We start from the raw sequence: 24818 nt of genomic DNA on the forward strand, positions 1-24818 counted from the left end.
GCTCACTGGCTTTCTTCAGCTGTACTGATCATGGCAGCGACTTCAGCTTCCGCAACCTTTACACCATCGACTTCGGCAATGCATTCGTATTTCGAGATATTTGCGCGTTGCTTGATCTTCTTTACGTGAAGCAAAAGTCGATCTCCCGGTATGACCGGGCGACGGAATTTGGCATTATCTATAGTCATGAAATAGACCACGCCAGGGCGCCCGGTTTTGCGCTGAAGCAGAGAAATAGCGCCCGCCGTCTGTGCCATGGCTTCGACAATCAATACGCCCGGCATAATCGGCTTTTCAGGGAAATGTCCGGTGAAATGCGGCTCGTTGATCGTCACATTCTTGATGCCGGTTGCGGAGACGTCGCCGTCAATGTCAACAATCCGGTCGATCAGCAAAAATGGATAGCGATGCGGCAGCACTGCCAGAAGATCCTGGATATCTGCTGCTTCCAGCTTGGTCTGATTTGCATCACTCATCAGAGGATTGCTCCTTTCTCGATTGCCCGATGCTACGTATGTTCGCGATATCTCGGAACCACTGTTTGATAGGCCGAGCTGGAATACCACCCCAGCGCTCGCCATCGGGTATGTCATTCATAACGCCGCTCGCTGCGGCAATCTGCACGCGCGAACCGATAATCAAATGGTCGGCAAGTCCCACACGACCACCCAGCATCGTCTGGTCACCGATGACACAGCTGCCAGAAATGCCGCAATGAGCCGCAACAATACAAAAACGGCCGATTCGCACGTTGTGGGCGATCTGTACGAGGTTATCGATCTTTGTACCTTCGCCAATGACGGTGTCGTTCAACGAACCACGGTCGATCGTCGTATTGGCGCCAATCTCGACATTGTCCTGAATGATGACTCTGCCGAGCTGGGGAACCTTCTCCAAGCCGGCGGGACCTGGGACGTAGCCGAAACCGTCCTGCCCAATCCGCACACCAGGATGAAGAGACACTTGATTGCCGATGAAAGCACACTGAACGGTTACACCGGGGGCAATATAGCTGTTGCGACCTATCTGGCTGCCTTCACCGATAACCGCTGTTGACGCGATCAGCGTACCGCTGCCGACACTTACGCCCCTGCCGATAACTGCGCCGGCCTCGATGGTCGCACCATCCTCGATATGTGCTGTCGGATGAATAATCGCCGCTGAAGAAACACCAGTTTCTCCGAACCAGCTGACCGGTTTGACGGACGCTGGAAACAGCATTCGACCAACGGATGCAAAGTCCCGTTGCGGATTGCGGGTAACCAGTGCAGCTATGTGCGACGGCACGCTATCCACCACAGCCTCGCTACATAGAACGCCCGCGGCATTGATCGATGAGAGACCGTCGGCATTCTTCTTGCCTTCGACGAAAACAAGAGAACCCTCAACAGCATCTTTAAGCGAAGAAAGACGCGCAACAGAACGCGGTGCAAGCTTCGGGTCACGAAGTCTTGCACCGGTAAAATCTGCGATATCGCCAATCGTGAGTTCACGCGAAGGCGCGAAAAAAACAGGATCTGCCATCAAAACACTTTCTTTCCCGGGGTTGTTATACCCCGGGAAAAGGCAAATCTATTAGAACTTGGTCGAAACACCGAAGTTGAAGTTCTGAACCTTGTCGGTATCAGCCTTCGCGATCGGGAACGCATAGTCAAAACGCAGAGGACCGAACGGCGAAGCCCACATCAGGCTTATACCTGCCGAAGCGCGAAGCTTCTTGTCGTCGCCATAGATTGGCGAACCGCCCTGCGAGGAGTCATTACCATAAAGCGTTGCGGCATCAGCAAACAAGGCGCCACGGATACCCAAGCTTTCAGGAACGAGCGGCATCGGGAACTGAACTTCAGCCGTACCGTTGATATAGGTCGTTCCGCCCATCCAGTAGCGCTTGCCGTTCGCGGCATCCTGATATGGACCGATACCATTGAACTTGAAGCCACGGATGATGTCCGAATTGTTCTTGAACAGATCAAAGATGCGGACGCCATCATCACCGAATTCATGGATATAACCACCGCCAATACCCAGCATACCGACGATATCGGCTTCCTGAGAAAGCGTCTTGTAGTAGTTACCCTTGAACGTGGTCTTGATGTACTTGGCATCGCCGCCAAGACCTGCGAACTCCTGCGTGAACTTGCCATAAAGACCGTCATGCGGATTCTTCATGTCGTCGATGGAGTTGTAGGTCAGCGAGTAGCTGATCGACGAACGCAACCACGGACTATGCTCAGCAGCCTCTAGCAAGGCAGGCGCATAGTAGTTGTCAGCGTCCGCACGGAACAGGTCATACTTTTCCTGAACGAGGTTATACGCGAGACCTGCCGAGAAATTGTCCGTGATCGGAAGACCGAAGCGGATCGTTCCACCGGTCTGCTCGACATCGTAATCATCGTTTACGCGATACGTACGACGGAATACATCGAAACCAGCCGAGAGACGATATCCGAGGAAATATGGCTCCGTAAACGACAGGCCATAATTGCGCATATCATCCTGACCGGCACCGGCGCTGATACGGATGTACTGGCCGCGTCCGAGGAAGTTACGCTCGGTAATAGCAGCTTCGACCTGCGCACCCGGCGATTCGCCGCCTGTCGTGTAACCGCCACCGATCGAGAATTCGCCGGTCGACTTTTCAACGACATCAACGACAAGAATAACCTGATCCGGCTCAGAGCCAGGCGCCGTCGAGATATTGACCGTCTGGAAGAAGTCAAGCGCTTCGAGACGACGCTTCGCGCGCTGTACCATGACCTGATTGAAGGCATCGCCTTCGTTCATGTCGAATTCGCGACGAATCACGAAGTCACGCGTCTTGTCGTTACCGCGAATTTCAATGCGCTGAATATAAGCGCGCGGACCTTCGTCAACGCTATAGACGACCGAAATCGTATGGTTCTCGAAATCACGATCGCCACGCGGTTCAACCTTGGCGAAAGCATAACCACTACCGGCAACATTTTCGGTAACTGCGAGAACCGAATCTTCGATTTCCTTGGCGCTGTAAGGCTTACCCGAACGAGTCTTGACCAGATGATCCAGGGCCTGCCCGTCAACGCCATCAACATTGCTCTCGACGCTTACATTGCCGAATGTATAGCGCTGACCTTCATCAACCGTGATGGTGATCGTGTATTCGTTTGTCGACGGATCGAGAACTGCATTCGATGAAATAACGCGGAAATCCGCATAGCCGCGATTGTAATAGAAACGACGGAGCGTTTCCTCGTCAGCCTGAAGACGCCCTTCGTCATATACGTCATTACGCGTCAGCCACGAAAGCGGATTCGAACGTTTGGTCGAAATCACGTCGCGCAAACGACGAGAGCCGAATGCCTGATTGCCAACGAAATCGACATTTGCGATTTTCGTGCGCGAACCTTCGTTGATTTCATAAACGACGTTCACACGCCCCTGACCAAGATCAACAGTACGTGCATTCACGGTCGCATCGCTGCGCCCGATATGCGCATAGGCTCCCTTGATCGCTTCAACGTCAGCTTCCATCGTCGCAGCGTCATAAGGCGAACGCGGCTTGAGCTGAACAGCACGAGTAAGATCAGGATCCTTGATCTTCTTGTTGCCCTGGAAAAGGACGTTATTGACGACGGAACGCTCAGAAACATTCACGACGAGCGTGCTGCCGGACTGATTGATGCGAACATCCGAGAACAGACCCATCGCAAACAGACGCTTCACCGCAGCATCAATATCAGCGCTGGTGAAGGCCTTGCCCGGACGAATGTCGATATTGTCACGGATGGACTGTGCGTCGACGCGTGTATTACCGCGTACCTCGATACGGCTAACGACAGCAGCCTCGGCAACATTGACCGAAGCCAGCGAGAGTGCAGCAGTACCCGAAGCCACAAGAGCCACTGACATGGCGAGCGCAGAAGCGGCGCCAAAGAATTTAGAACTTGCCGTCATAGGCTTTCCGAACCTTCGTTTCTTTCTGTCCCCGGGGCGATTAACCCAGAAAAGCACGTACAGATACAACCGTCATACCCGGTTTTTCCATACAAGCAAGCGTCACGGTTAAATTCTGTTTACTTAAGCAACCAGCGTGGCATCCGCGCCACGCGATTTGAGCGTTATGGTAAACAAATCGCTTAGCTTTTCGAGCAGTCACTCCCAATTTTCACTTCTGTTTAACACCTTCCCCGATCCTCGCCAGAGAAGATGCGCATCATAGCGGTTAGCTGACTGGAACCCTCCAGCCTGCACCGATCCCCAAGATCACCATCTGAGCCAGCCGGAGAGTCATCTAGCAGGCAAACAGGTCGTTGAAAAGTACGAACCCCATGAATCCCATAACAAGTAGGAACCCAACACGATATAAAATTTCCTGCGCCGCAACAGATACCGGGCTACCCTTTATGGCCTCCACCGCATAGAAAACCAGGTGACCGCCATCCAGCGGAGGCAATGGAAACAGGTTCAAAAGCCCGATACCAACCGACAACATTGCCATTAGCTGGATGAGCCAGTCAAAACCCTGACTTGCAGCCTTACCAGCCATATTGGCGATTTTCACCGGACCACCGAGCTGACATTTATCCTCACGCCCGACCGCAAAACGCTGAAAAAACTCTCCTGTGCGGCTGATAATGTAGCCCGTTTCCATGACAGCTTGTCCCACTGATTCGAGGGGACCATATTCAATCCGGCGGAAATTACCGACAGCTTCAGTGGTTTCCACGCCGATGGCGCCAAGCTTGATCTTGTTTCCAAGCGGATCCGTACGCTCGACGATTGCCGGAACGGTCTGCAAATCTACCATCTTGCCATCACGCTCGACAGTGAAGTTCAGCTTGTCCCCGGCCCGTCCGGATACGATGCGCTGCACATCGGAAAAAGTTGTGATCTTTTCGCTCTCAACGCTGATAAAGCGATCCCCGGCTTCAAACCCTGCTTCAGCAGCAGGACTGCCAGGCTGGACGCCAGCTATGAGCGGATCGGAAATCTGACGCCCATAGAGCGCGAAGAAGACACTGAAGATAACGATCGTCAGAATGATATTGAAAGCAGGACCGGCAAAGACGGTCGCCGCACGCTTCCACACAGGCTGGGTATGGAATGCCCTTCGCTGCTCATCTGCGCTCAGGCTTGCATTATCGACGTCAACTGGAGAGCTCGTGGCGCTCTCGTCACCGATGAATTTGACATAGCCACCAAGCGGAATGGCAGAAATCTTCCACCGTGTGCCGTGCTTGTCGGTGAAACCGATCAGCTCAGGCCCGAAGCCGATAGAAAATGCCTGTGAGCCAATGCCGCACCAGCGCGCAACCAGATAGTGGCCCATTTCATGGACAAAGACCACAACGGTCAAAACAAAGAGAAATGGAATGATGGTCCCGACAAGCAGACTTTCGCCACCCAGAAAAAAGGCCAACGCCTCCTGCAAATCACTACTCCTTACACAACGCTAGTGGGCTTCCGAAGAACCGAATGCGTTTTGAGCAATCCCACAAACTCATCCGTCGCACCCTTAGAAACTGAAGAATATAGCGGACGGCACGTCTGGCTCTGCAAAAATTGCACCAAACAGGTACAAAAGTGCGGCAGCAGCGACAAGCCCGTCCACGCGATCCAGAACACCGCCATGCCCCGGCAAAAGACGGCCAGAGTCCTTTGCGCCGAACTGGCGCTTCACCCATGATTCTGCAAGGTCGCCAATCTGCGAAACGACAGACAGCAGCAATGCGAGTAGCGGTACCAGCCAGCTGCCGGGAGCAGCCACCAGTGAGGCAACCAGAATGCCACCGGCTACCGCAGCCGCGGCGCCACCGATGGCGCCTGACCATGTCTTGTTCGGTGAAAAGCGCGGTGCCAGTTTCGGCCCGCCCAGTGCCCGGCCATTGAAGTAGGCCGCGATATCCGTGGACCAGACAACTGCGAAAAGGAAAACAATCGCAGTAAAACCAAAGGGCTCATCGCCGCGCAGGAGTGAAAGCGAAACGGCGGAGAAACCTGCATAGAAAAGCCCCGCCGCTGGCCAGCCGCGCCCTGTCCGCCATTGCGTGGCCAGAAGAATTAGGGTGCCCACCAACAGAACGCCAATCGTCAGCAAAGCGCTCCGGTCCATAACAAGCAGAACGCTTGTGAGCACCAGCCATGCCCAGCCGAACACACGCGAGAACACTGTCTGCTTCGGTGCGGTCAGGCTCGTCCACTCGTGGAACATGGCCAATCCGATTGCAATCGAAAACAGTGTGAAACCCAAACCGCCGACCCACGTCAGCCACAAGGCGGCTGCACCGAGGACAATGGCAGTAATGATGCGGGTTTGCAGATTGGACATTGAGACCTTTCGACGGACTGGCTTACGCCATATTAGAGCATTTTCAGTCGTCCCAACTCTCGGGAACCACCTTAGACTGCCGCCCCCTTGGTCGAAGGGCATGCGATTTCTTCTTCACGGTCTTCCAGTCCGGCACGCACTTCAACGCCGCCAAACCGACGCTCGCGCTGGCGAAAAGCCTCATAGGCTGCATCAAGATCGGACGCGCGGAAATCAGGCCAATGAATGGGCAGGAACAAAAACTCGGAATACGCCGCTTGCCAGAGCAGGAAATTCGACAGGCGCATTTCCCCGCTCGTACGGATAATAAGATCGGGATCGGGTATCCCGGCTGTATCGAGATTTGCGGAAACCAGTTCACTGGAAATGGAAGCAGGATCAAGCAGTCCGGCAGCAACATCACGCGCCAGACTTCGAACGGCACGGACGATCTCGTCGCGGGAACCGTAATTGAAAGCTATAATCAGGTTGAGGCCTGTATTGCGACGCGTAAGCGTTTCCGCTTCGACTAATAGCGCACGTATATCGGCGGCAAGTTCCTCGCGCTCGCCGATAATACTGACACGCACATTATTGCGGTGCAGCTCAGCAAGATCGCGTCGGATGAAAATCTTCAGCAACCCCAGAAGATCGTTCACCTCTCCGCTGGGGCGGGACCAGTTTTCTGAAGAGAACGCAAACAATGTAAGGTAGCCGAGGCCACGATCCCCGGCCGCCCGTACAATCTCACGAAGAGCTTCCACGCCTGCCCGGTGCCCGGCGCTGCGCGGCAAATTGCGCGCCTTCGCCCAACGGCCATTGCCATCCATGATAATGGCGATGTGGCGCGGATCGGACATGGCGAAGCTCTCCCTCAATGAAAACCATGCAGGTACTAGACCTGCATGATCTCCCCTTCTTTCACTGCAACGACCTTATCCATCTCCGCGATGGTTTCGTCCGTCAGCTTCTGCACTTTTTCAGACAGAACGCGGCCATCATCCTGACTGATGAGGCTGTCCTTCTCCAGCTTTTTCAGCGTGTCCATACCGTCACGACGAACATGACGGGCAGCGATACGACCCTGCTCAGCATACTGGTGCGCGATCTTGACCAGTTCCTTGCGGCGCTGTTCGTTCAATTCCGGCAGCGGAATGCGCAGCGTCGTGCCATCGGTGATGGGATTGAGACCGAGGCCGGAATCGCGAATTGCGCGTTCCACAGCGCCCACCATGCTCTTGTCCCAGACGGAAACCGAAAGCATACGCGATTCGGGAACAGTGATATTGGCAACCTGATTGATCGGCATGGTCGAGCCATAGGCCTCGATCACGATCGGCTCCAGCAAGCTTGCTGAAGCGCGGCCCGTGCGCAGACCGTTAAGGTCGTGCTTCAAAGAGTTGATAGCGCCTTCCATGCGGCGTTTCAGGTCGTTGATGTCGAAAGCATCACTCATGCATTTTCTCCTTCGATACGCAGCAAAGGTCGATCAATTATCGGAAACGATCGTGCAGCGTCCCTTGCCTTGCAGAATTTCGGCCAAGCCGCCGTTTTCATGGATGGAATAGACTATTATCGGAATGTTGTTCTCACGCGCAAGGGCAACAGCGGCTGTATCCATGACTGCAAGCCCGCGATCGAGAACTTCTTTGTGGGTCAAACTGTCAAAACGCGTCGCGTTCGGGTCCTTCTTCGGATCGGCAGAATAGATTCCGTCAACCTGCGTGCCCTTCAAAAGCGCATCCGCTTCGATTTCCGCAGCACGAAGAGCTGCTGCCGAATCCGTCGTGAAGAAAGGATTTCCGGTGCCACCAGCAAAGATCACGACCTTGCCCTCATCCATGTAAGCCGTAGCCTGTCTCTGCGAGAAGCTCTCACAGATTTCAGGCATGGCTATGGCCGAGAGCACGACAGAATCGACGCCGATCTTGTGCAGGGAAGTACGCAGCGCCAGCGAATTGATGACCGTGGCCAACATACCCATGTGATCGCCCGTGACGCGATCTCCGCCCTTGGAGGCCACAGCGACACCGCGAAAAATATTGCCGCCGCCGATCACGACGCCAACTTCAACACCAAGCGATCGTGCCTGCTTGATATCGTTTGCAATACGGTCTGCAACGGAAACATCAATGCCAAAGCCCTGACTGCCCATCAATGCCTCGCCCGAGGCTTTCAAAAGGACGCGTTTGTAGGCGGGCTTACCGGACATTGGATGCTCTCCGCAGATTGTGATCAAGTGGTTGTGTTTGGGTTCCGATACACGAAGGGCACCGCGTTGTCACGCGATGCCCTTCATAATCAAAAGCCTTTTCAGGCAATCAGCGCATTCCGAAAAGTGGAAACCGGTTTTCGGAACAAAATGCGCTGAAAAAACGGAGCCACTTAGCCCTTGGCAGCAGCAGCTACTTCAGCAGCAAAGTCGGTTTCTTCCTTCTCGATGCCTTCGCCGAGAGCAACACGGACAAAGCCGGTGATCTTGGCCGGTGCACCGATGGTCTTTTCAGCTTCCTTGAGGGCAGCTGCAACCGTCAGGTCAGGATTGATGACGAAAGCCTGCGAAAGAAGAACAACTTCTTCGTAGAACTTGCGCATACGGCCTTCGATCATCTTTTCGATGATGTTGTCCGGCTTGCCGGATTCACGGGCCTGCTCGATGAAAATCGCCTTTTCGCGCTCGGCAGCAGCCGGGTCAACGTCCTCGGCGGTGAGAGCCAGCGGGTTGATTGCAGCAACGTGCATGGCAACCTGACGACCAAATGCATTTGCAGCTTCTGCATCGCCAGCGGTTTCGATTGCTACGAGAACGCCGAGCTTGCCGAGGCCATCAGCAACGCCGTTGTGAATGTAGGTCGCGACAACGCCCTGCGGGACGGTCAGCGCAGCCGAACGGCGGAAGCCAATGTTTTCACCGATGGTGGCAACAGCGTCCTTTGCCGTTTCGGTAACGGTCTTGCCGTCAACGTTGGCGTTGGCCACAGCTTCGGTCGAACCGTCGGTCGACAGAGCAGCCTGGGCGATCTTGCGGACCAGATCCTGGAAAGCATCGTTGCGGGCAACGAAGTCGGTCTCGGAATTGACTTCAACGACAACAGCCTTGTTGCCGGAAGCTGCAACGCCAACCAGACCTTCGGCAGCCGTACGGCCAGCCTTCTTGTCAGCCTTTGCAATGCCCTTGGCACGCAGCCAGTCAACGGCAGCTTCGATATCGCCATTGGTTTCAGCAAGTGCTGTTTTGCAGTCCATCATGCCGGCGCCGGTGAGGTCGCGGAGTTCTTTGACGAGAGATGCGGAAATGCTCATGATATCGCCTTTCATGAAAGCGAAGGCACACCGGATGGGTGTGCCAACTTTTAACCGGCGCTTGGTTTCTGGATCGCGATCACCCTGAGCATTGCACTTCAGGAATCACAATCCCGCACCGGGATGAAACGAGATTATCCACCCGCCCTATCGCAGATATGACGGATGGATGAAATCATACGCTGATTAAGCGCCTTCAGCCGGAGCTTCGAGGGCTGGCTCAACCGGAGCTTCAGCCTGCGCGCCAACGTCGATGCCCATTGCGCCCTGCTGACGAGCAATGCCGTCGAGAGCAGCGCGAGCAATCAGATCGCAATAGAGAGCGATAGCGCGTGCAGCGTCGTCGTTACCCGGAATCGGGTAGTCGATCTGGTCTGGATCGCAGTTCGAGTCGATCACTGCGACAACCGGGATACCAAGACGCTTGGCTTCCTGAATAGCAATCGCTTCCTTGTTGGTGTCGATGATGAACATCAGGTCCGGAACCGAACCCATGTCCTTGATGCCACCGAGGGCGCGGTCAAGCTTTTCACGCTCACGCTCAAGGTTCAGGCGTTCCTTCTTGGTGAAGCCCTGAGCTTCGCCAGCCAGAAGTTCGTCGAGCTTGCGCAGACGCTGGATCGAGTTGGAGATCGTCTTCCAGTTGGTCATCATGCCGCCGAGCCAGCGTGCATTGACATAATACTGTGCCGAACGGTTGGCAGCATCGGCAATGATGTCCGAAGCCTGACGCTTCGTGCCGACGAACAGAACGCGACCGCCACGAGCAACCGTGTCCGAAACGATCTTCAGCGCATTGTGCAGCAGAGGAACGGTCTGGGACAGATCGAGAATGTGGATGTTGTTACGGTCACCATAGATGTATGGTGCCATTTTCGGGTTCCAGCGATGGGTCTGGTGGCCGAAGTGAACACCAGCTTCCAGAAGCTGGCGCATGCTGAAATCAGGCAATGCCATCTTTATTTTCCTTTTCCGGTTTAACCTCCACGGGCTGAGGCGATTTCTCGCCACCGGAGGTTTTTGCCGGATTTCTCCCGACAAAAGCCCAATCCCGTGTGTGGAATAGGCGCGCTGTTAACTGATCACGCCGTAAATTGCAAGTCGTCTACACAATATAGCATCGAACAGGCGAACAAACACGCCAATCGGCGTGCTTATTTGCAGGTCGCGGTCTGTTTTGCCGCGTCATAGACATCAAGCTTCACAAGCTTCCCGCGCATGGAGAAATCTCCATAGTCCATAGTGAGGTCGCGGGTGATGCCATTGCGATAGAGCTTGAAATTAATGCGGTAGATCGGCAGGCCGTCCTGCTTTTCCTTGTCATCGAAATAGGCAATCGTCACCGGCCAGACCTGATCCTTGGAAAATTTACCCATGACCTTGGTCTCATCATCCGGCAGAGACTGCTCCTTGCCGACGACAACGGTGGTAGCAACCACCCGGTCGGCATCTTCGGACGCGTCGAAAAGCGACGTCTGGTAAAATTTCTGCCCGGCTTCCGCCTTGCCGATCAGCTCTTCCATATGTCCGGTCGGAAATTGCGTTCCCTTGAGGTCAAGCTTGTTTTCCTTCGGCTTGTTCAGTTCAACGACTGTCTTGCCGCCCTCGAGTTTCGCGTCACCACGCACTTCCTTGACCAGTTCCTTGTCCACGAAGGTCTTGTTGACGAAACGGAAGTTCTTTCCGTCTGCACCTTCGAAAGTCGTCGTCTGCTGGTCGGTCACACGCTGCGGCTGTTCTTCCATATCGATCCGCGTCACGAAACGGAAATTGGTGGTGTAGCCTTCACACGCAGATCCGTTGAACTCGTAGACCATACGACCGGTCAAACCACTGATCCCCGATTTTTCATCGGCACGATCCAGGGTCAGATCATAGACTGCGCGATGTGGAACCAACGTTACCGTCGAGGCCGCATGAGCGACGCCAGCGAATCCAGCCCATACACAAGCAGCCGTTCCACTCGCCGCAACCGCACTCTTGAAAAAACGCATACATGAATCTCCCGATGAGTTGACGAGCATGATAAAAAAACTCGTGGCGGAAGCGAGGCAAAAAACGCACCCTTCCCAAAAGCTTCACCGATTCTGCCTATAGGTAGATCGCGAAGTACCTTTGCAAGCAAGGATTAATACAATGACGACACGATCGACAGCCGCCTCAAAAATCTGGGTATATCTATCCCGGAGGCCGCAGCACCCGCCGCAAACTACGTTCCTTTTGCGCAAAGCGGTTCTCTGCTTCTCACATCTGGCCAGCTTCCGCTGGAAGGCGGCAAGCTTGTGCACACGGGGCAGATTGGTGATGAGCTGACGGTTGCGCACGGACAAGCGGCTGCACGCGCCTGTGCTGTCAACATCCTTGCCCAGGCAAAGGCTGCTCTTGGTGACCTTGGCCGCATCAAGCGGATTGTGAAGATTACCGCCTTCGTGGCTTCCACACCTGATTTCGTGGAACAGCACCTTGTGGCCAATGGCGCCTCCGATCTCCTCGTGGCGGTTCTCGGCGACGCTGGCAAACATGCCCGCTCGGCTGTTGGTGTTGCGAGCCTACCCCTCAATGCACCTGTTGAAATAGAAGCGATCATCGAGGTTGCCTGACATGACTTCCATCGACTGGATCAAGAAGCGTCCTGTTGCTCATCGCGGATTGCACGATCTCAACAAAGAGCGCTGGGAAAACACTCTTTCAGCGTTCGAGGCAGCAGCAAAGGCGGGTTTCGCTATCGAATGCGATGTGCATCTCACAATTGACGGCGGCGTTGTGGTCTTTCATGACGATGAACTGAAGCGCCTTGCCGGTCGCGAAGGCTACATCAGCGATCTGACACTGAAGGAAGCCACCGCACTGAAGATTGGCGGCACCGCCGATCATGTGCCGACGCTTCGTCAAATGCTTGATCTGGTCGATGGTCGCGTTCCCCTCGTTATCGAGTTGAAGGGTATCGAAGGTAAAGATGACGGTCTCGTTGCCGCCGTTGCCAAAGAACTGGCGTCCTATAAGGGCGAAGCCGCGATCATGTCTTTCGATCACCACCTGATCCGCCGTTTTGCGGCAGATGCACCGGGAATTCCTGGCGGTCTGACAGCCGAAGGTACACGCAGGGAAGACTATGAAAGACATTTCTCCATGCTGGCGCATGGCATCTCCTTCGTCTCCTATAATGTGCATCACCTGCCCAACCCGTTCGTCACCTTTGTTCGCGAGAAGTTACAAATGCCGGTGATCAGCTGGACAGTGCGGGATCGGGAAATGCAGAAACATAGCGATCTCAATGTCGACCAGATCACGTTCGAAGGCTTTGATCCACGCGCCCTCGTAGCTTGACGACAACACGCCGAACACCGCAAAATATGCGCGATAACGGCAAAGGAATAGCGGTGAACGACGAAGATCCGCAGAATGAGCAAAGCTTTGTTCTCCGTGTCGTTGAGAATATCAGCGAATTCACGGCAGACGAATGGAACAGTCTTGTCGGGGCTTCCCGGCAGGACGCGCATTACAATCCCTTCATTACTCGCAACTTCCTGCTGGCTCTGGAAGAATCAGGCTCGGTTTCACGAAAAGCGGGCTGGCTTCCGCGCCATTTGCGCCTTGAAGATGATCAAGGCCGCCTCATCGGAGCCGTGCCGAACTATCTCAAGGGGCATAGTCAGGGAGAATATGTCTTCGACCATGGATGGGCTGATGCTTTCGAGCGCGCCGGTGGTCGATACTATCCAAAATTTCAGGCCGCAGTGCCGTTTACACCGGCTACCGGTCCGCGCCTCCTCAATCACATTGCCTATGAAAGCGAAACCGTTCGACTGGCGCTGGCTGGCGGACTGCGGGAACTGGCTGATCAATCCGGCGTCTCATCAGCGCATGTCACATTTGCACTGCCAGATGAGATCACCGCGCTTGAGCGCGCAGGGTTTCTTCATCGCACGGATCAGCAGTTTCACTTTAAAAACAATGGCTTTAAAAGCTACGATGATTTTCTGAATGAGCTGGTATCTCGGAAACGCAAGGCGTTAAAGAAAGAACGACGTGAAGCCTTGTCGGATGGCATCGAAATCGACTGGTTGACCGGCAGCGACCTCACGGAATCAGTCTGGGACGACTTCTTCGCGTTTTATACGGATACCGGTAGCCGCAAATGGGGACGGCCCTATCTGAACAGGCAGTTCTTTTCGCGGATCGGCGAAACCATGGCGGAAGACATTCTGCTCGTCATGGCCAAACGCAACGGACATTACATTGCCGGCGCGATCAACTTCATCGGTGGTGATACACTTTTCGGCCGTCATTGGGGCTGCATCGAAGATCACCCATACCTGCATTTCGAGGTTTGCTATCATCAGGCAATCGATTTTGCGATTGATCGAAAGCTCAGCGTCGTGGAAGCTGGAGCACAGGGCGAGCACAAAATCGCCCGCGGTTATGTGCCGGTAACAACCCATTCAGCGCATTATATTGCCCATGAAGGCTTTCGGAACGCCGTACGGGACTATCTCGATCATGAACGTCGCGAAGTCGAACAAATTCAGGACGCCCTGGAAGAACACTCGCCATTCAGGGATGCGCTCTGATTGCTTGTTTTGACGCGCATCTCATCCGAAAGCCGCTTCACACCTTTCGGGATGCGCTCGCTCTATCCACCTTGCCTAACGCGACTTGATACGGTCTGATCCTGTCAAACATTTTCGCATTGGAGAGAATCACATGTCCGCCACCTATGACGACAACAATATCTTCGCCAAAATTCTGCGCGGCGAAATCCCGTCCACCCGTGTTTACGAAACCGATGACGTCGTTGCTTTCATGGATGCGATGCCGCAAGGCACGGGCCACACGCTGGTTGTGCCAAAGACTGCTTCCCGCAATCTGCTCGATGCCAAGCCGGAAACCCTCGCGAATGTTGTTCAAGTGGTGCAGAAAATCGCGCAGGCAGTGAAGAAGGCATTCAATGCCGATGGCGTAACCGTCATGCAGTTCAACGAACCGGCATCCGGCCAGACCGTCTATCATCTGCACTTTCATGTGATCCCGCGCTTTGAAGGCGTGGCGCTCAAGCCCCATACCGGACAGATGGAAGACGCGGCGGTTCTTTCCGCAAACGCTGAAAAGATTCGTGCAGCGCTCTGATAAGACTCACACTTTCAAAGTGTAAGCAGGCCGATTACCAGCAGGATTTCCGCAACGAGCACGCCGACGAGCAATCGCTTACCGGTAATGAGAAAGGCGGCAAATCCTGCCGCGGCGGAACCAGCGCGGAGCCAGAGCGGCGAATTGGCCAGTTCTCCATTAGGATAGAGAATAAGCTGCGCGATAACGCCTGCAACCAGCGCAGTTGCGACGCAGCGCACGAAAACGAGAACTTCTGAATCCTCCCGCACGCGCCCACCAACCAGCACCCCCATCAGCCGAAACAGATAGGTTGGAAGCGCTCCAGCCAGGAGGATAAACAGAAACGGCCACCACCAGGTCGAAAAGCTGTCCCAATTCATTCAGTTGCCCCCACCGATACGCGGCGCATCCGGTGAAAACCGAACGCTATCAGCCCACCGAGAACCCCCGTGATCAGCAGGTCATATCCAGGAGTCAGATGATGAAATATGGGGAATAGAACGATCCCGGAAATCATTGCGGCCTGCCCTGCCCTTTCTCTGGCTGAACGCCAGAGCGACGTCAGAAAATACATCGGCGTCAGCATGAAAAGTGCCGCGAAAACAATTGGCGGAAAAGACGTCGATAACGAATAGACGATAGCAACGACAATCGCATTGGTTCCCACCAGAACCATACCGATCCCCGCAAAATAGCTCGTCCGCATATCACGCGGGATCTTGCGCAGCTCCTCCATGGCCATGACCCAGGCGGTGACGGCAACGAAATGACACAGAGCAGCGAGGGTCAGTTTTCGCGTTTTCGGTCCCTGCAACTCGGGAAGCAGCGCGACCACCATTGGCATCAAACGCACGGACGAAAGTCCCACTGCGAGAGCCGCGGCAGGCAAAGCCACACCTGCACTGATCGCTCCGATCAGAACGACCTTTGCCGGAAGCGCCCAGATGGTCAGAGTCATAAAGACGGCTTGAACAACGGTGATGCCGCTTTCAATTGCCAGTCCCGCAAAACCGATAAACGAACTCATCAACAATAGAGCTGGAATGCTGCAAATGCGTGTGCAGCCGCGCAAGAACCATCGCAGGTGACGATGGTCTTCTGAATTTTGCTCAGGATAATCGGAATGAATCGGTGGCATGGAGTCACGTTAGAGCAAGGTCCGAGCAAGTTGCACCCGGTTTTTACCGCTCAGATCGGAAAAACTCAGTTTTCCTTCACACCAACCTCATGTTCACAACAAAACGGCCCTCAGAGAGGGCCGTTCCGCTTGCTTGTTACTTCTTACGTGGCACTTTTGGCACCGAAGATTTGGCCGCCGAGGACTTCGAGGAAGATTTCGGCGCCGGTTCGTCCTTGCCCGCCAGCACCTTCTCCTTCTCTGCCTTCTTCGGCGCAGCCTTCTTGCGTTGCAGCTGCTTCTTCTCAGCCGGAATGTCCTTCTTCGGACTTACCGGCTTATCAGCCACGCTTTCCAGCGAAAGATCGGTCTTGCCGTCCGGTTTCGTCACGACGTCCACACGGACCGTGCCACCATGCTTGAGTTTTCCGAAGAGCACCTCATCAGCCAATGGCTTCTTGATGTGTTCCTGGATAACCCGGGCAAGCGGACGTGCGCCCATGCGCTCGTCGTAACCCTTGTCAGCAAGCCAGGCGATTGCGCCTTCGGTCAGTTCGAAGGTCACGCCGCGCTCAGCAAGCTGAGCTTCAAGCTGAAGCACAAACTTCTGCACAACCTGATGAATGACGGGAACCGGCAACGGACCGAACGGAATGATCGCATCCAGTCGGTTACGGAACTCAGGCGTGAACAAGCGGTTGATCGCTTCCATGTCATCGCCTTCGCGACGCGTGGAACCGAAGCCGATTGCTGCCTTCGCCATATCCGACGCACCGGCATTGGTGGTCATGATCAGGATCACATTGCGGAAGTCGATCTTCTTGCCGTTGTGATCGGTCAGCGAGCCATGATCCATTACCTGCAACAAGATGTTGAACAGATCGGGGTGTGCCTTCTCGATCTCATCAAGCAGCAGCACGCAATGCGGATGCTGATCGACGCCATCGGTCAGGAGTCCGCCCTGATCGAAGCCAACATAGCCGGGAGGCGCACCGATGAGCCGCGATACGGTGTGGCGCTCCATATATTCCGACATATCGAAACGCAGGAGTTCCACGCCCAACGAACTTGCCAGCTGTTTGGCGACTTCCGTCTTGCCGACGCCGGTCGGGCCGGAGAACAGGTACGAGCCGATTGGCTTGTCCGGTTCGCGCAATCCCGCACGGGCGAGCTTGATCGACGCTGACAGCGCTTCGATGGCCAGATCCTGACCGTAAACGACACGCTTCAGTTCAGCATCCAGATGCGAGAGAACCTGTTCATCATCCTTCGATACCGACTTCGGCGGAATACGGGCCATCGTTGCGATTGTCGCTTCGATTTCCTTCACGCCGATGGTCTTCTTGCGCTTGTTCTCAGGCAATAGCATCTGGCTGGCACCTGTTTCGTCAATCACATCAATTGCCTTGTCTGGCAATTTGCGATCCGAAATATAACGCGCAGAAAGTTCCACTGCCGTCTTGATGGCATCGACCGTGTACTTGACCTTATGGAAATCCTCGAAATAGGGCTTCAGCCCCTTCATGATTTCAATCGCATCCGGGATCGAAGGCTCATTGACATCTATCTTCTGGAAGCGACGCACCAAGGCACGGTCTTTCTCGAAGAACTGACGATATTCCTTATAGGTCGTCGATCCGATGCAGCGGATAGCACCCGATGAAAGCGCCGGTTTCAACAGGTTCGATGCATCCATCGCGCCGCCCGAAGTGGCGCCAGCCCCGATGACTGTATGAATCTCGTCGATGAACAGAACCGCACCCGGATACTCTTCGAGCTCCTTGACGACCTGCTTCAGACGCTCTTCGAAGTCACCGCGATAGCGGGTGCCAGCCAGAAGTGTGCCCATGTCGAGCGAGAATATCGTCGCATCGGCAAGCGCTTCAGGCACCTGTCCTTCAACGATCCGCTTGGCAAGACCTTCGGCAATCGCAGTCTTGCCGACGCCGGGATCTCCCACATAAAGCGGGTTGTTCTTCGAACGACGGCAGAGTACCTGAATGGTGCGGCTGATTTCGCTGTCACGACCGATCAGCGGATCGATACGCCCGGCCTTGGCCTTCTCATTCAGATTGACGCAATAGGCAGACAGGGCGTCCTGCTTCTTCTTGGCGCTTTCCTCCTGTTCTGTGCTGGTGCGTTCTTCACTTGCGCTCTCTGCGCCGCGCGGCGGGCGAGTTTCGCTGTTCTGCGGGCGCTTGGAGATGCCATGCGAAATATAGTTCACGGCATCATAACGTGTCATCTGCTGCTCCTGGAGGAAATAGGCAGCATGACTTTCCCGTTCCGCAAAAATGGCAACCAGCACGTTGGCACCGGTTACTTCCTCACGGTTCGAGGATTGCACATGAATGACCGCGCGCTGAATGACGCGCTGGAAAGCGGCAGTTGGCTTGGAATCTTCGTCATAACCCGTGACGAGATTATCAAGTTCGCGATCAATATAGTCGGTAACGATACGTTTGAGATGCTCAAGGTCGACGCTGCAGGCACGCATCACTGCGCCCGCATCCTGATCGTCGATCAAGGCAAGCAAAAGATGTTCGAGCGTCGCATATTCGTGATGCCGCTCGTTTGCAATTGTGAGGGCTTGATGCAGGGCCCTTTCAAGGCTTGGGGAGAACGATGGCATATGACCTCACTTTTTCTCCATCACGCATTGCAGCGGATGCTGGTTTTGGCGGGCGAAATCCATGACCTGGCTAACTTTGGTTTCGGCGACTTCGTATGTAAATACGCCGCACTCGCCGACCCCGTGATTGTGAACATGCAGCATGATGCGCGTGGCATCATCCTGGTTCTTCTGGAAAAACCGCTGCAGGACATGAACGACGAACTCCATGGGTGTGTAGTCGTCATTGAGGAGCAGGACACGATAGAGGCTGGGCTTCTTGGTTTTCGGCTGTGTACGCGTAACTACAACGGTGCCGTTTTCCGGACCATTTCCGCCGTCAGTCTTGCTTTGCATGACTATATCGAGATGCCTCATGAAACCTATTACCCGGATGCCCATCTGCCTGACCCAACTTGCCCTATTATGTAGGTCGTCATGTGGTGATTTTAAGCCCTTCATTGGCACTTGCAACCGGGACTTATTGCAATAACGAGGCTTGACACAGTTATATGATGTCGTCCGAACGATAGGTCATGACAAAACAGCTCTATGTAAAATAGCCGGAGCACTTCGCTGCCAAATAATATAGGTACTAATAATTGGACCTAATAAACTCGACCCTATAAAAAGCGGAACACAAATTGCGGTTTCACGAATACGAAAAAAAGTACTAATTTTCTCACATAATCAAAACATTAATAAATGCATTAGGGCTACTAACAGAACATACTTTTTAAAACCCGCTCATTTCTAGAGGCTGCCTCTCCCCTTCCACCCAAACAAGGCAGCAGCAAAACTAAACTCGCGCAAGCGGGTTTTTTGTGTTGTGACACCACTGCCTTCCCCTGATACGAACACCGCATTTCATTGACACATCTGCGTGAACGTTCGCAACGCACCGGGCCTGAACGGACTGTCAGCGTTACGGCTTCCTCAAAATTTTTCCGAAATTTATGAACAACACGGTTACCATAAACGGATTGGTAACGCTGATGGCAGTAGGATCACCGAATTAGACGCTGTGTGCCTTTTGTGTCGCAGTTCAAAAAATCCGGGATACAGGTAGGTCATCATCGTGCGTACCGCATTTAGTAAAGTCGCATATGCCTTGAAAAGAGCGGCGCAAGCCACCCTTCTTCTTGCAGTTGTAACGGGGTGTTCGACAGCTTCGACAACGATACCGGCGATAGCGGCTAGCGATAGATATGCAGCGATCGTGATCGATGCGAACACCGGCAAAACGCTGTTTGCCTCGAATGCGGATGCACAGCGCTATCCAGCTTCCCTCACCAAAATGATGACTCTGTATATGCTTTTCGAGGCAATGCAGGCAGGACGCATGAACAAGGACACGCGTATCCCGGTGTCCGCCTATGCCGCCGCACGTCCGCCCACGAAAATCGGCTTCCGTTCGGGGCAAAGCATTCGTGCTGAAGATGCAGCGCTGGCCATGATCACAAAGTCGGCCAATGACGTGGCAACTGCCGTCGGCGAATATATCGGCGGCTCCGAAGAGCGCTTTGCGCAGATGATGACAGCAAAGGCTCGTCGTCTTGGCATGCGTAACACGACGTTCCGTAACGCATCGGGTCTGCCGAACATGGCGCAGCATACGACTGCACGCGACATGGCGATTCTCAGCATCGCACTTCGCCAGCATTTCCCGAACGAATTCTCCTATTTCTCCCGCCGCAGCTTCGTTTTCCGCGGACAGACCATCAACGGTCACAACCGTTTACTCGGTCGCGTTGAAGGCGTGGACGGCATCAAGACCGGCTACACCAATGCATCCGGTTACAATCTGGCCTCTTCAGTCAGTCTGGATGGCCGCAGGCTCGTAGCGGTGGTCATGGGCGGCAATACCGGTGCAAGCCGCGACGCCCATATGACTCAGCTCATCCGCAAATATCTTCCTATGGCAACGCGTAGCCGTAACGCTGCACCGCTCGTCGCCATGCGCAACGATGCACCGCAGGTCGTTGCTTCGATCGATCTTCCCAAGGCCAAGAATGCCCCTGTTCCTGTAACCCGTCAGGTTGCAGCCGTGGACGACATCATCAACAACGAAAGCGGTGAAGGCGATAGCGACCAGCCTCAGGTTCTGGCACTTGCAGCACCGACCGCGCGTCCTGCTGCGCTGGCCGCACAGGCTGCGATCCGCCCCACACCAAAGGCCGCCGTCCCGTCTGCACAGGCTCAGGAAGTCGATCCGGTCACCACGGCATCCGCCCCTGCTGCCGGTGGCTGGGCTATCCAGATCGGCTCCCTCCCGAGCGAAGGTCAGGCACGGGACATGCTTGCCAAGGCTTCTGCCACGGCAGGTGGCACGCTGCGTGCGGCGTCGCCCTATACCGAGACCTTCAACAAGGGTAGCGCAACTTTCTACCGCGCGCGCTTTGTTGGCTTCTCCTCCAAGCAGGCTGCTTGGGATGCCTGCGCCTCGCTGAAGAAGAAAAACTTCGGCTGCTATGCAGTCGCGAACTAATCGATTGCGAGGGGTTCTGCTCCCTCGTTGCCAGCTTCAAACCCGAATTTGTAGTGCGTAGAGGGTTTCGAGATGTCAAATATGAGAGAAACTTTCGGCCAGCCGCCGTTCAAAACGGCCGACTGGACACAGGATGAAGGCAAGACTTCAGCCTTCGGTGCATTGTTCTCGGTGCAAGGCCTCAAGCAGGCTGCCCTGCGAATTGCCGATGTAAGGCGAGGCACCGGCTTTCAGACCAAAGATCTGGTCGGGCTGCTCGTCTCTCATGCAGCCCGCAACAAGCGACTAGTTCAGCCACGGGCTTCCATGCGGATGACCCTGCCGGTGAATTTCGACCGAGTTTCTGTGCGCCTGACGATAGAAAACTGAATGAACACCAGATGAAATGAAAAAGGGCCTGCCGGTTACCCGGCAGGCCCTTTTTCATGAGTGTGTCAATCTTCAAAGCAACCCCAGCGCCGCGAGCTCCTGTCGCAATTCTGCAGGCAAGGCAGCCCTGCCCGCTTTACCAGCAGCCTCATCACGCGGAACTTCATTTTCAGCCAGATAGCGCCAACCCTGAAAGGCACGGCGTGGCTGCCACTCAGTCGGAATGACCTTGGGTTCGAGAACAAGGTGGCAGCGATTGATACCCTGCTCATCTGTAAATGGACGAACATCCAGCAGGCGCTGACGGCATTGGACGTTGCCCTTGATAACCCAGTAGAGCGAGCCACCTTCCAGCAGCTCATCGATCCGTTTCGGAACCATTCTCGTTGTGTGAAACTGTTCCGGCACCAAACCGGCCGCACGCTGTTCAGCGAGACGGAAATCGATCCAAGCCGCGAGATCTTCGATACTGTCGCAGCCGACACAAAGTTTGACGAGATTGAGAGCCATAGGGGTGATTTAGCCAAGACGAATGCGCGCTTCAAGCCTGAAGCATCGCATTCCGCCCAGAATTGCGAATCAACAGGCGACCACGTTGACGGCGAGACCACCCTGACTGGTTTCCTTGTAACGCTCGCTCATATCGTGACCGGTCTGGCGCATTGTCTCGATACAAGCGTCGAGAGGTACAAAATGCTTGCCGTCGCCCTTGACAGCAAGTGACGCTGCGGTCACCGCCTTCACCGCACCAAGCGCATTACGTTCAATGCACGGCACCTGTACAAGCCCGGCAACCGGGTCGCAGGTCATGCCAAGATGGTGTTCGAGCGCAATTTCAGCAGCATTTTCAATTTGCTCAGGCGATCCGCCAAGCACAGCGGCAAGACCCGCTGCCGCCATTGCCGATGCTGATCCTACTTCGCCCTGACAACCAACTTCCGCGCCAGAAATCGATGCGTTGTGCTTGATGACACCGCCAATTGCGGCAGACGTCAGGAGAAAATCGCGAATGCCTTTCTCATCGGCATCATCATGAAAATGCAAGTAGTAGCGCAGAACCGCCGGTACAACGCCTGCAGCACCATTTGTCGGTGCGGTGACTACCCGGCCGCCGGACGCGTTTTCTTCATTGACCGCCATCGCGTAAACCGAAAGCCAGTCATTTGCCAGAAGCGGGTTGCTGCGATTATTGCGCCAGTCATCCTGAAGCTTATCATGAAGCTGTCGCGCACGACGACGGACATTCAGGCCACCCGGCATGACACCGTCCCGGCTCAGTCCACGCTCGATACAGCCACGCATGGCCCCCCAAATACGATCGAGACCATTATCCAGATCACCGCGTGCCATATGCTTTTCTTCATTGGCCCGCTTCATTTCGGCGATCGACAGCCCGCTGTCGTGGGCCATCTCAAGCATCTCAGCAGCACTACGGAACGGAAACGGCACATCAGCCTTGTCGTCCTGCTTTGCACCGCTGCGCTGAACGCGGCTCAGCTCTTCTTCGGTCACCACAAAGCCGCCACCGATGGAAAAGTATGCCCGACGCAAGAGAAGATTGTCATCGGCATCGAATGCAGAGAAAGCCATGCCGTTGGCGTGCCCCGGCAAAGGAGTCTTCCGATCCAGTACGAGATCGACCTTCGGATCGAAATGATAGGCCAGATGTCCTTCGGGTTTCACCTTCTTCTCGGTAAAAACCTTCTCTACTTCAACGTCCATAATGTCGGGATCAATCGTATCCGGCAGATGACCGCAGAGCCCCAGAATGACAGCTCGATCCGTCGCATGCCCGACGCCGGTATATGCAAGAGAGCCGTGCAGGCTCGCTTTCAACCGGTGGATTTTCGAATGCGCAGGCCGTGGCCAGTTTCCGCCTATAATTTCATTGAGAAACATGCGCGCAGCCGTCATCGGGCCCATCGTATGCGAACTGGAAGGCCCAATGCCAATCTTGTAAAGATCGAAAACCGACAGAAACATTCCACACCTTCTGCAGCCGTCATAAAGGCTGATTGATTCCTGATCGCAGCGTCGCCCGCGATTTGCCTGATCGTCCATTCTAGACAAAAATCGGCAAAAAGTCGCTAACGCAGAAACCGCGTATCTCTATCAGATAGTGTAGGAAAGGATCAACGCAAACGGAATGCTGAAATGCGGCATCAAATTTCCGGAATACGTAACGCCGCCTGACTTCTAGAGCATTTCCTGTTTTGTTTGATTCATTGGAAATGCTCTATCCGTTTGTTTTCACGCATGTCTTTATCCCGAAACCGGTTCCCACTTTCGGGAGACATGCTCTAGACGGAGAACAGATAGGCCATGAGGATGACAGCAGCGAGACCAACGACTGCCCAGAGCGTAACGCCCCAGCAGGATTTTTGAACGGTTTCGTCCATGGAGATTTTGGCAACCTTGTTGTGCAACTCTTTTACACAGCGTCCTTCACAACGCTGTTACCGATCATATAGCTTCGTGAACAACGGAACGCAACGGCGAAAAGCGACTGAATTGTGGCGATAAATTTTCTGGATTGAACATCCACCTCATGAAAGCTTTCTTTATCAATCAGTTACCAATAGATAACCTTAACAAAAGCTTTAAAGTGACGGCAGAAATGCGGCATCAGGGTTGAGGTAGAAGCATATCTGTCTTGCCCGCCAACCAGTAAGCGGCAAGTCCTACCCACTCACGCATGGCCACGCTGAACCGCGAAAGCGCTTCATTCGGGGATTCGAGATAAAGGGCAAAACGCTCGCTGGCGCGCGTCTTGTAGTCTACCGGCCAGGCGACAATATCGAAATCCGCCTTGCGAAAGCAGCCAACGGATCGCGGCATATGATATGCGGAAGTCACCAGAAGCCACGTTTCGCCGGGCTTGGGCTGGGCCAGTTCTTTCGAGAAAATTGCATTCTCAACCGTGTTCCGAGACTTGTTTTCATAGATGTAACGTTCGCCGGAAAAGCCGAGATCTACCAGCATCTGCCGCGTGCTATCTGCCTCTTTGACGGATTCTTCGAAAAAGGCTCCATCACCTCCGGAAACAATAACCCTGGCGTCTGGATATAATCTCGCCAGCCGCATCGCTTCGAAAATGCGGTCGGCCGCGCTATTCAACTCGAAACCTTTGCGCCCGGCATTAACGTCGCCATTCATATAGCCGCCAAGAACAACGATCCCATCCACATGTCGTGGCATTGCATCCGGCTTCGCGAAACGATCCTCCAGCGGGGCAAGCAGAACAGAACCCAGTGTCGTGAAAGCCGCAAAAACAGAATGGCGATAGACAACCCCAGCACACTCATACTGAGCCGTCGGGAACCTCGCCATATGGCCAGAAAAGCAATCAGGACAAGAACGAGAATTATCGTAACAGGTTGGAAAAACAGCCAGAAAATCTTCGACAGACTAAAAAACAATCAAGCTCTCCAATATCCAGCCCTCTGTCCGTGCCCATGCCAGCACGAATCCGTGTGCGACCGCATACTATAGTGTTGCAAAAGCCTGTGTTAGAGATTTGCCGGGAATCGAAAAA

General features: G+C 54.4%; 23 protein-coding genes and 1 pseudogene. 6 read left to right on the top strand and 18 right to left on the bottom strand.

All coding sequences use genetic code 11. The features are described from left to right. Positions 1 to 2: 2 nt before the first annotated feature. From fabZ to eipB, 11 genes are all read right to left on the bottom strand, one after another. On the bottom strand, positions 3 to 476 hold the full coding sequence (gene fabZ, locus LJ361_RS16210) for a 3-hydroxyacyl-ACP dehydratase FabZ (RefSeq protein ID WP_010659985.1): 474 nt from the start codon (positions 474 to 476) through the stop codon (positions 3 to 5). Then, positions 469 to 1524 carry a UDP-3-O-(3-hydroxymyristoyl)glucosamine N-acyltransferase gene (gene lpxD, locus LJ361_RS16215; RefSeq protein ID WP_010659984.1) on the bottom strand — a complete coding sequence of 352 codons (1056 nt, stop codon included), beginning with the start codon at positions 1522 to 1524 and terminating at the stop codon, positions 469 to 471. The genes fabZ and lpxD overlap by 8 nt, the downstream gene beginning before the upstream one ends. Positions 1525 to 1575: 51 nt before the next feature. After that, positions 1576 to 3933 (bottom strand): outer membrane protein assembly factor BamA, encoded by a 2358-nt coding sequence (gene bamA, locus LJ361_RS16220; protein ID WP_010659983.1) that lies wholly within the window; start codon positions 3931 to 3933, stop codon positions 1576 to 1578. A 337-nt stretch (positions 3934 to 4270) separates the two neighbouring features. Further along, positions 4271 to 5410 carry an RIP metalloprotease RseP gene (gene rseP, locus LJ361_RS16225; protein WP_264812043.1) on the bottom strand — a complete coding sequence of 380 codons (1140 nt, stop codon included), beginning with the start codon at positions 5408 to 5410 and terminating at the stop codon, positions 4271 to 4273. Between the two features lie 84 nt (positions 5411 to 5494). Continuing rightward, positions 5495 to 6307, bottom strand: a complete 813-nt coding sequence (locus LJ361_RS16230; protein ID WP_010659981.1) for a phosphatidate cytidylyltransferase — start codon at positions 6305 to 6307, stop codon at positions 5495 to 5497. 71 nt (positions 6308 to 6378) lie between these two features. Further along, positions 6379 to 7146 carry an isoprenyl transferase gene (locus LJ361_RS16235; RefSeq protein WP_010659980.1) on the bottom strand — a complete coding sequence of 256 codons (768 nt, stop codon included), beginning with the start codon at positions 7144 to 7146 and terminating at the stop codon, positions 6379 to 6381. A gap of 35 nt (positions 7147 to 7181) precedes the next feature. Further along, positions 7182 to 7742, bottom strand: a complete 561-nt coding sequence (gene frr / locus LJ361_RS16240; protein ID WP_010659979.1) for a ribosome recycling factor — start codon at positions 7740 to 7742, stop codon at positions 7182 to 7184. 33 nt (positions 7743 to 7775) lie between these two features. Continuing rightward, positions 7776 to 8498 (bottom strand): UMP kinase, encoded by a 723-nt coding sequence (gene pyrH, locus LJ361_RS16245; RefSeq protein ID WP_010659978.1) that lies wholly within the window; start codon positions 8496 to 8498, stop codon positions 7776 to 7778. A gap of 173 nt (positions 8499 to 8671) precedes the next feature. After that, positions 8672 to 9589, bottom strand: coding sequence for a translation elongation factor Ts (tsf, locus tag LJ361_RS16250; protein WP_036578226.1), 918 nt, complete (start codon positions 9587 to 9589; stop codon positions 8672 to 8674). 186 nt (positions 9590 to 9775) lie between these two features. Continuing rightward, complete coding sequence (gene rpsB, locus LJ361_RS16255; protein ID WP_010659976.1) at positions 9776 to 10546, bottom strand: 30S ribosomal protein S2; 771 nt, start codon at positions 10544 to 10546, stop codon at positions 9776 to 9778. 197 nt (positions 10547 to 10743) lie between these two features. Further along, positions 10744 to 11583, bottom strand: coding sequence for a cell envelope integrity protein EipB (gene eipB / locus LJ361_RS16260; RefSeq protein ID WP_010659975.1), 840 nt, complete (start codon positions 11581 to 11583; stop codon positions 10744 to 10746). A 153-nt stretch (positions 11584 to 11736) separates the two neighbouring features. Between eipB and LJ361_RS16265 the strand changes: the two genes are divergently transcribed. The 4 genes from LJ361_RS16265 to LJ361_RS16280 all read left to right on the top strand — a co-directional run bounded on the left by LJ361_RS16265 (position 11737) and on the right by LJ361_RS16280 (position 14716). Then, positions 11737 to 12189, top strand: a complete 453-nt coding sequence (locus LJ361_RS16265) for a RidA family protein (RefSeq protein ID WP_264813606.1) — start codon at positions 11737 to 11739, stop codon at positions 12187 to 12189. A 1-nt stretch (position 12190) separates the two neighbouring features. Continuing rightward, the gene (locus tag LJ361_RS16270; protein WP_010659974.1) at positions 12191 to 12916 is read left to right on the top strand and encodes a glycerophosphodiester phosphodiesterase; all 726 of its coding nucleotides are present in this window, start codon (positions 12191 to 12193) and stop codon (positions 12914 to 12916) included. 53 nt (positions 12917 to 12969) lie between these two features. Next, a complete protein-coding gene (locus tag LJ361_RS16275) occupies positions 12970 to 14160 on the top strand; it encodes a GNAT family N-acetyltransferase (protein WP_010659973.1) in 1191 nt (396 codons plus the stop codon). A 133-nt stretch (positions 14161 to 14293) separates the two neighbouring features. Further along, a complete protein-coding gene (locus LJ361_RS16280) occupies positions 14294 to 14716 on the top strand; it encodes an HIT family protein (protein ID WP_010659972.1) in 423 nt (140 codons plus the stop codon). A 14-nt stretch (positions 14717 to 14730) separates the two neighbouring features. Here the strand turns inward: LJ361_RS16280 and LJ361_RS16285 are convergent, their stop codons facing one another. The 4 genes from LJ361_RS16285 to clpS all read right to left on the bottom strand — a co-directional run bounded on the left by LJ361_RS16285 (position 14731) and on the right by clpS (position 18783). Beyond that, a complete protein-coding gene (locus tag LJ361_RS16285) occupies positions 14731 to 15078 on the bottom strand; it encodes an AzlD domain-containing protein (protein ID WP_010659971.1) in 348 nt (115 codons plus the stop codon). Next, complete coding sequence (locus LJ361_RS16290) at positions 15075 to 15725, bottom strand: AzlC family ABC transporter permease (RefSeq protein ID WP_010659970.1); 651 nt, start codon at positions 15723 to 15725, stop codon at positions 15075 to 15077. The genes LJ361_RS16285 and LJ361_RS16290 overlap by 4 nt, the downstream gene beginning before the upstream one ends. Positions 15726 to 15972: 247 nt before the next feature. Next, on the bottom strand, positions 15973 to 18447 hold the full coding sequence (clpA, locus tag LJ361_RS16295; protein WP_010659969.1) for an ATP-dependent Clp protease ATP-binding subunit ClpA: 2475 nt from the start codon (positions 18445 to 18447) through the stop codon (positions 15973 to 15975). 6 nt (positions 18448 to 18453) lie between these two features. Then, positions 18454 to 18783, bottom strand: a complete 330-nt coding sequence (gene clpS / locus LJ361_RS16300; protein ID WP_061346484.1) for an ATP-dependent Clp protease adapter ClpS — start codon at positions 18781 to 18783, stop codon at positions 18454 to 18456. A gap of 721 nt (positions 18784 to 19504) precedes the next feature. Between clpS and LJ361_RS16305 the strand changes: the two genes are divergently transcribed. Together LJ361_RS16305 and LJ361_RS16310 are read left to right on the top strand one after the other, a co-directional pair. After that, complete coding sequence (locus LJ361_RS16305; RefSeq protein ID WP_012091945.1) at positions 19505 to 20914, top strand: D-alanyl-D-alanine carboxypeptidase family protein; 1410 nt, start codon at positions 19505 to 19507, stop codon at positions 20912 to 20914. A 72-nt stretch (positions 20915 to 20986) separates the two neighbouring features. Further along, complete coding sequence (locus LJ361_RS16310) at positions 20987 to 21283, top strand: hypothetical protein (protein WP_010659966.1); 297 nt, start codon at positions 20987 to 20989, stop codon at positions 21281 to 21283. Positions 21284 to 21355: 72 nt separating this feature from the next. On the opposite strand, the gene LJ361_RS16315 is transcribed toward LJ361_RS16310, so the two are convergent. The 3 genes and pseudogenes from LJ361_RS16315 to LJ361_RS16325 all read right to left on the bottom strand — a co-directional run bounded on the left by LJ361_RS16315 (position 21356) and on the right by LJ361_RS16325 (position 24702). Continuing rightward, positions 21356 to 21793 carry a DUF1489 family protein gene (locus LJ361_RS16315; RefSeq protein ID WP_010659965.1) on the bottom strand — a complete coding sequence of 146 codons (438 nt, stop codon included), beginning with the start codon at positions 21791 to 21793 and terminating at the stop codon, positions 21356 to 21358. 69 nt (positions 21794 to 21862) lie between these two features. Then, the gene (locus LJ361_RS16320) at positions 21863 to 23266 is read right to left on the bottom strand and encodes an L-serine ammonia-lyase (RefSeq protein ID WP_010659964.1); all 1404 of its coding nucleotides are present in this window, start codon (positions 23264 to 23266) and stop codon (positions 21863 to 21865) included. Between the two features lie 642 nt (positions 23267 to 23908). Then, positions 23909 to 24702: pseudogene (locus LJ361_RS16325) on the bottom strand (YdcF family protein). Between the last annotated feature and the right edge of the window lie 116 nt (positions 24703 to 24818).

Origin of the sequence: Brucella sp. JSBI001, assembly GCF_026014005.1 — a bacterium.
Taxonomy (GTDB): Bacteria; Pseudomonadota; Alphaproteobacteria; order Rhizobiales; family Rhizobiaceae; genus Brucella; species Brucella anthropi.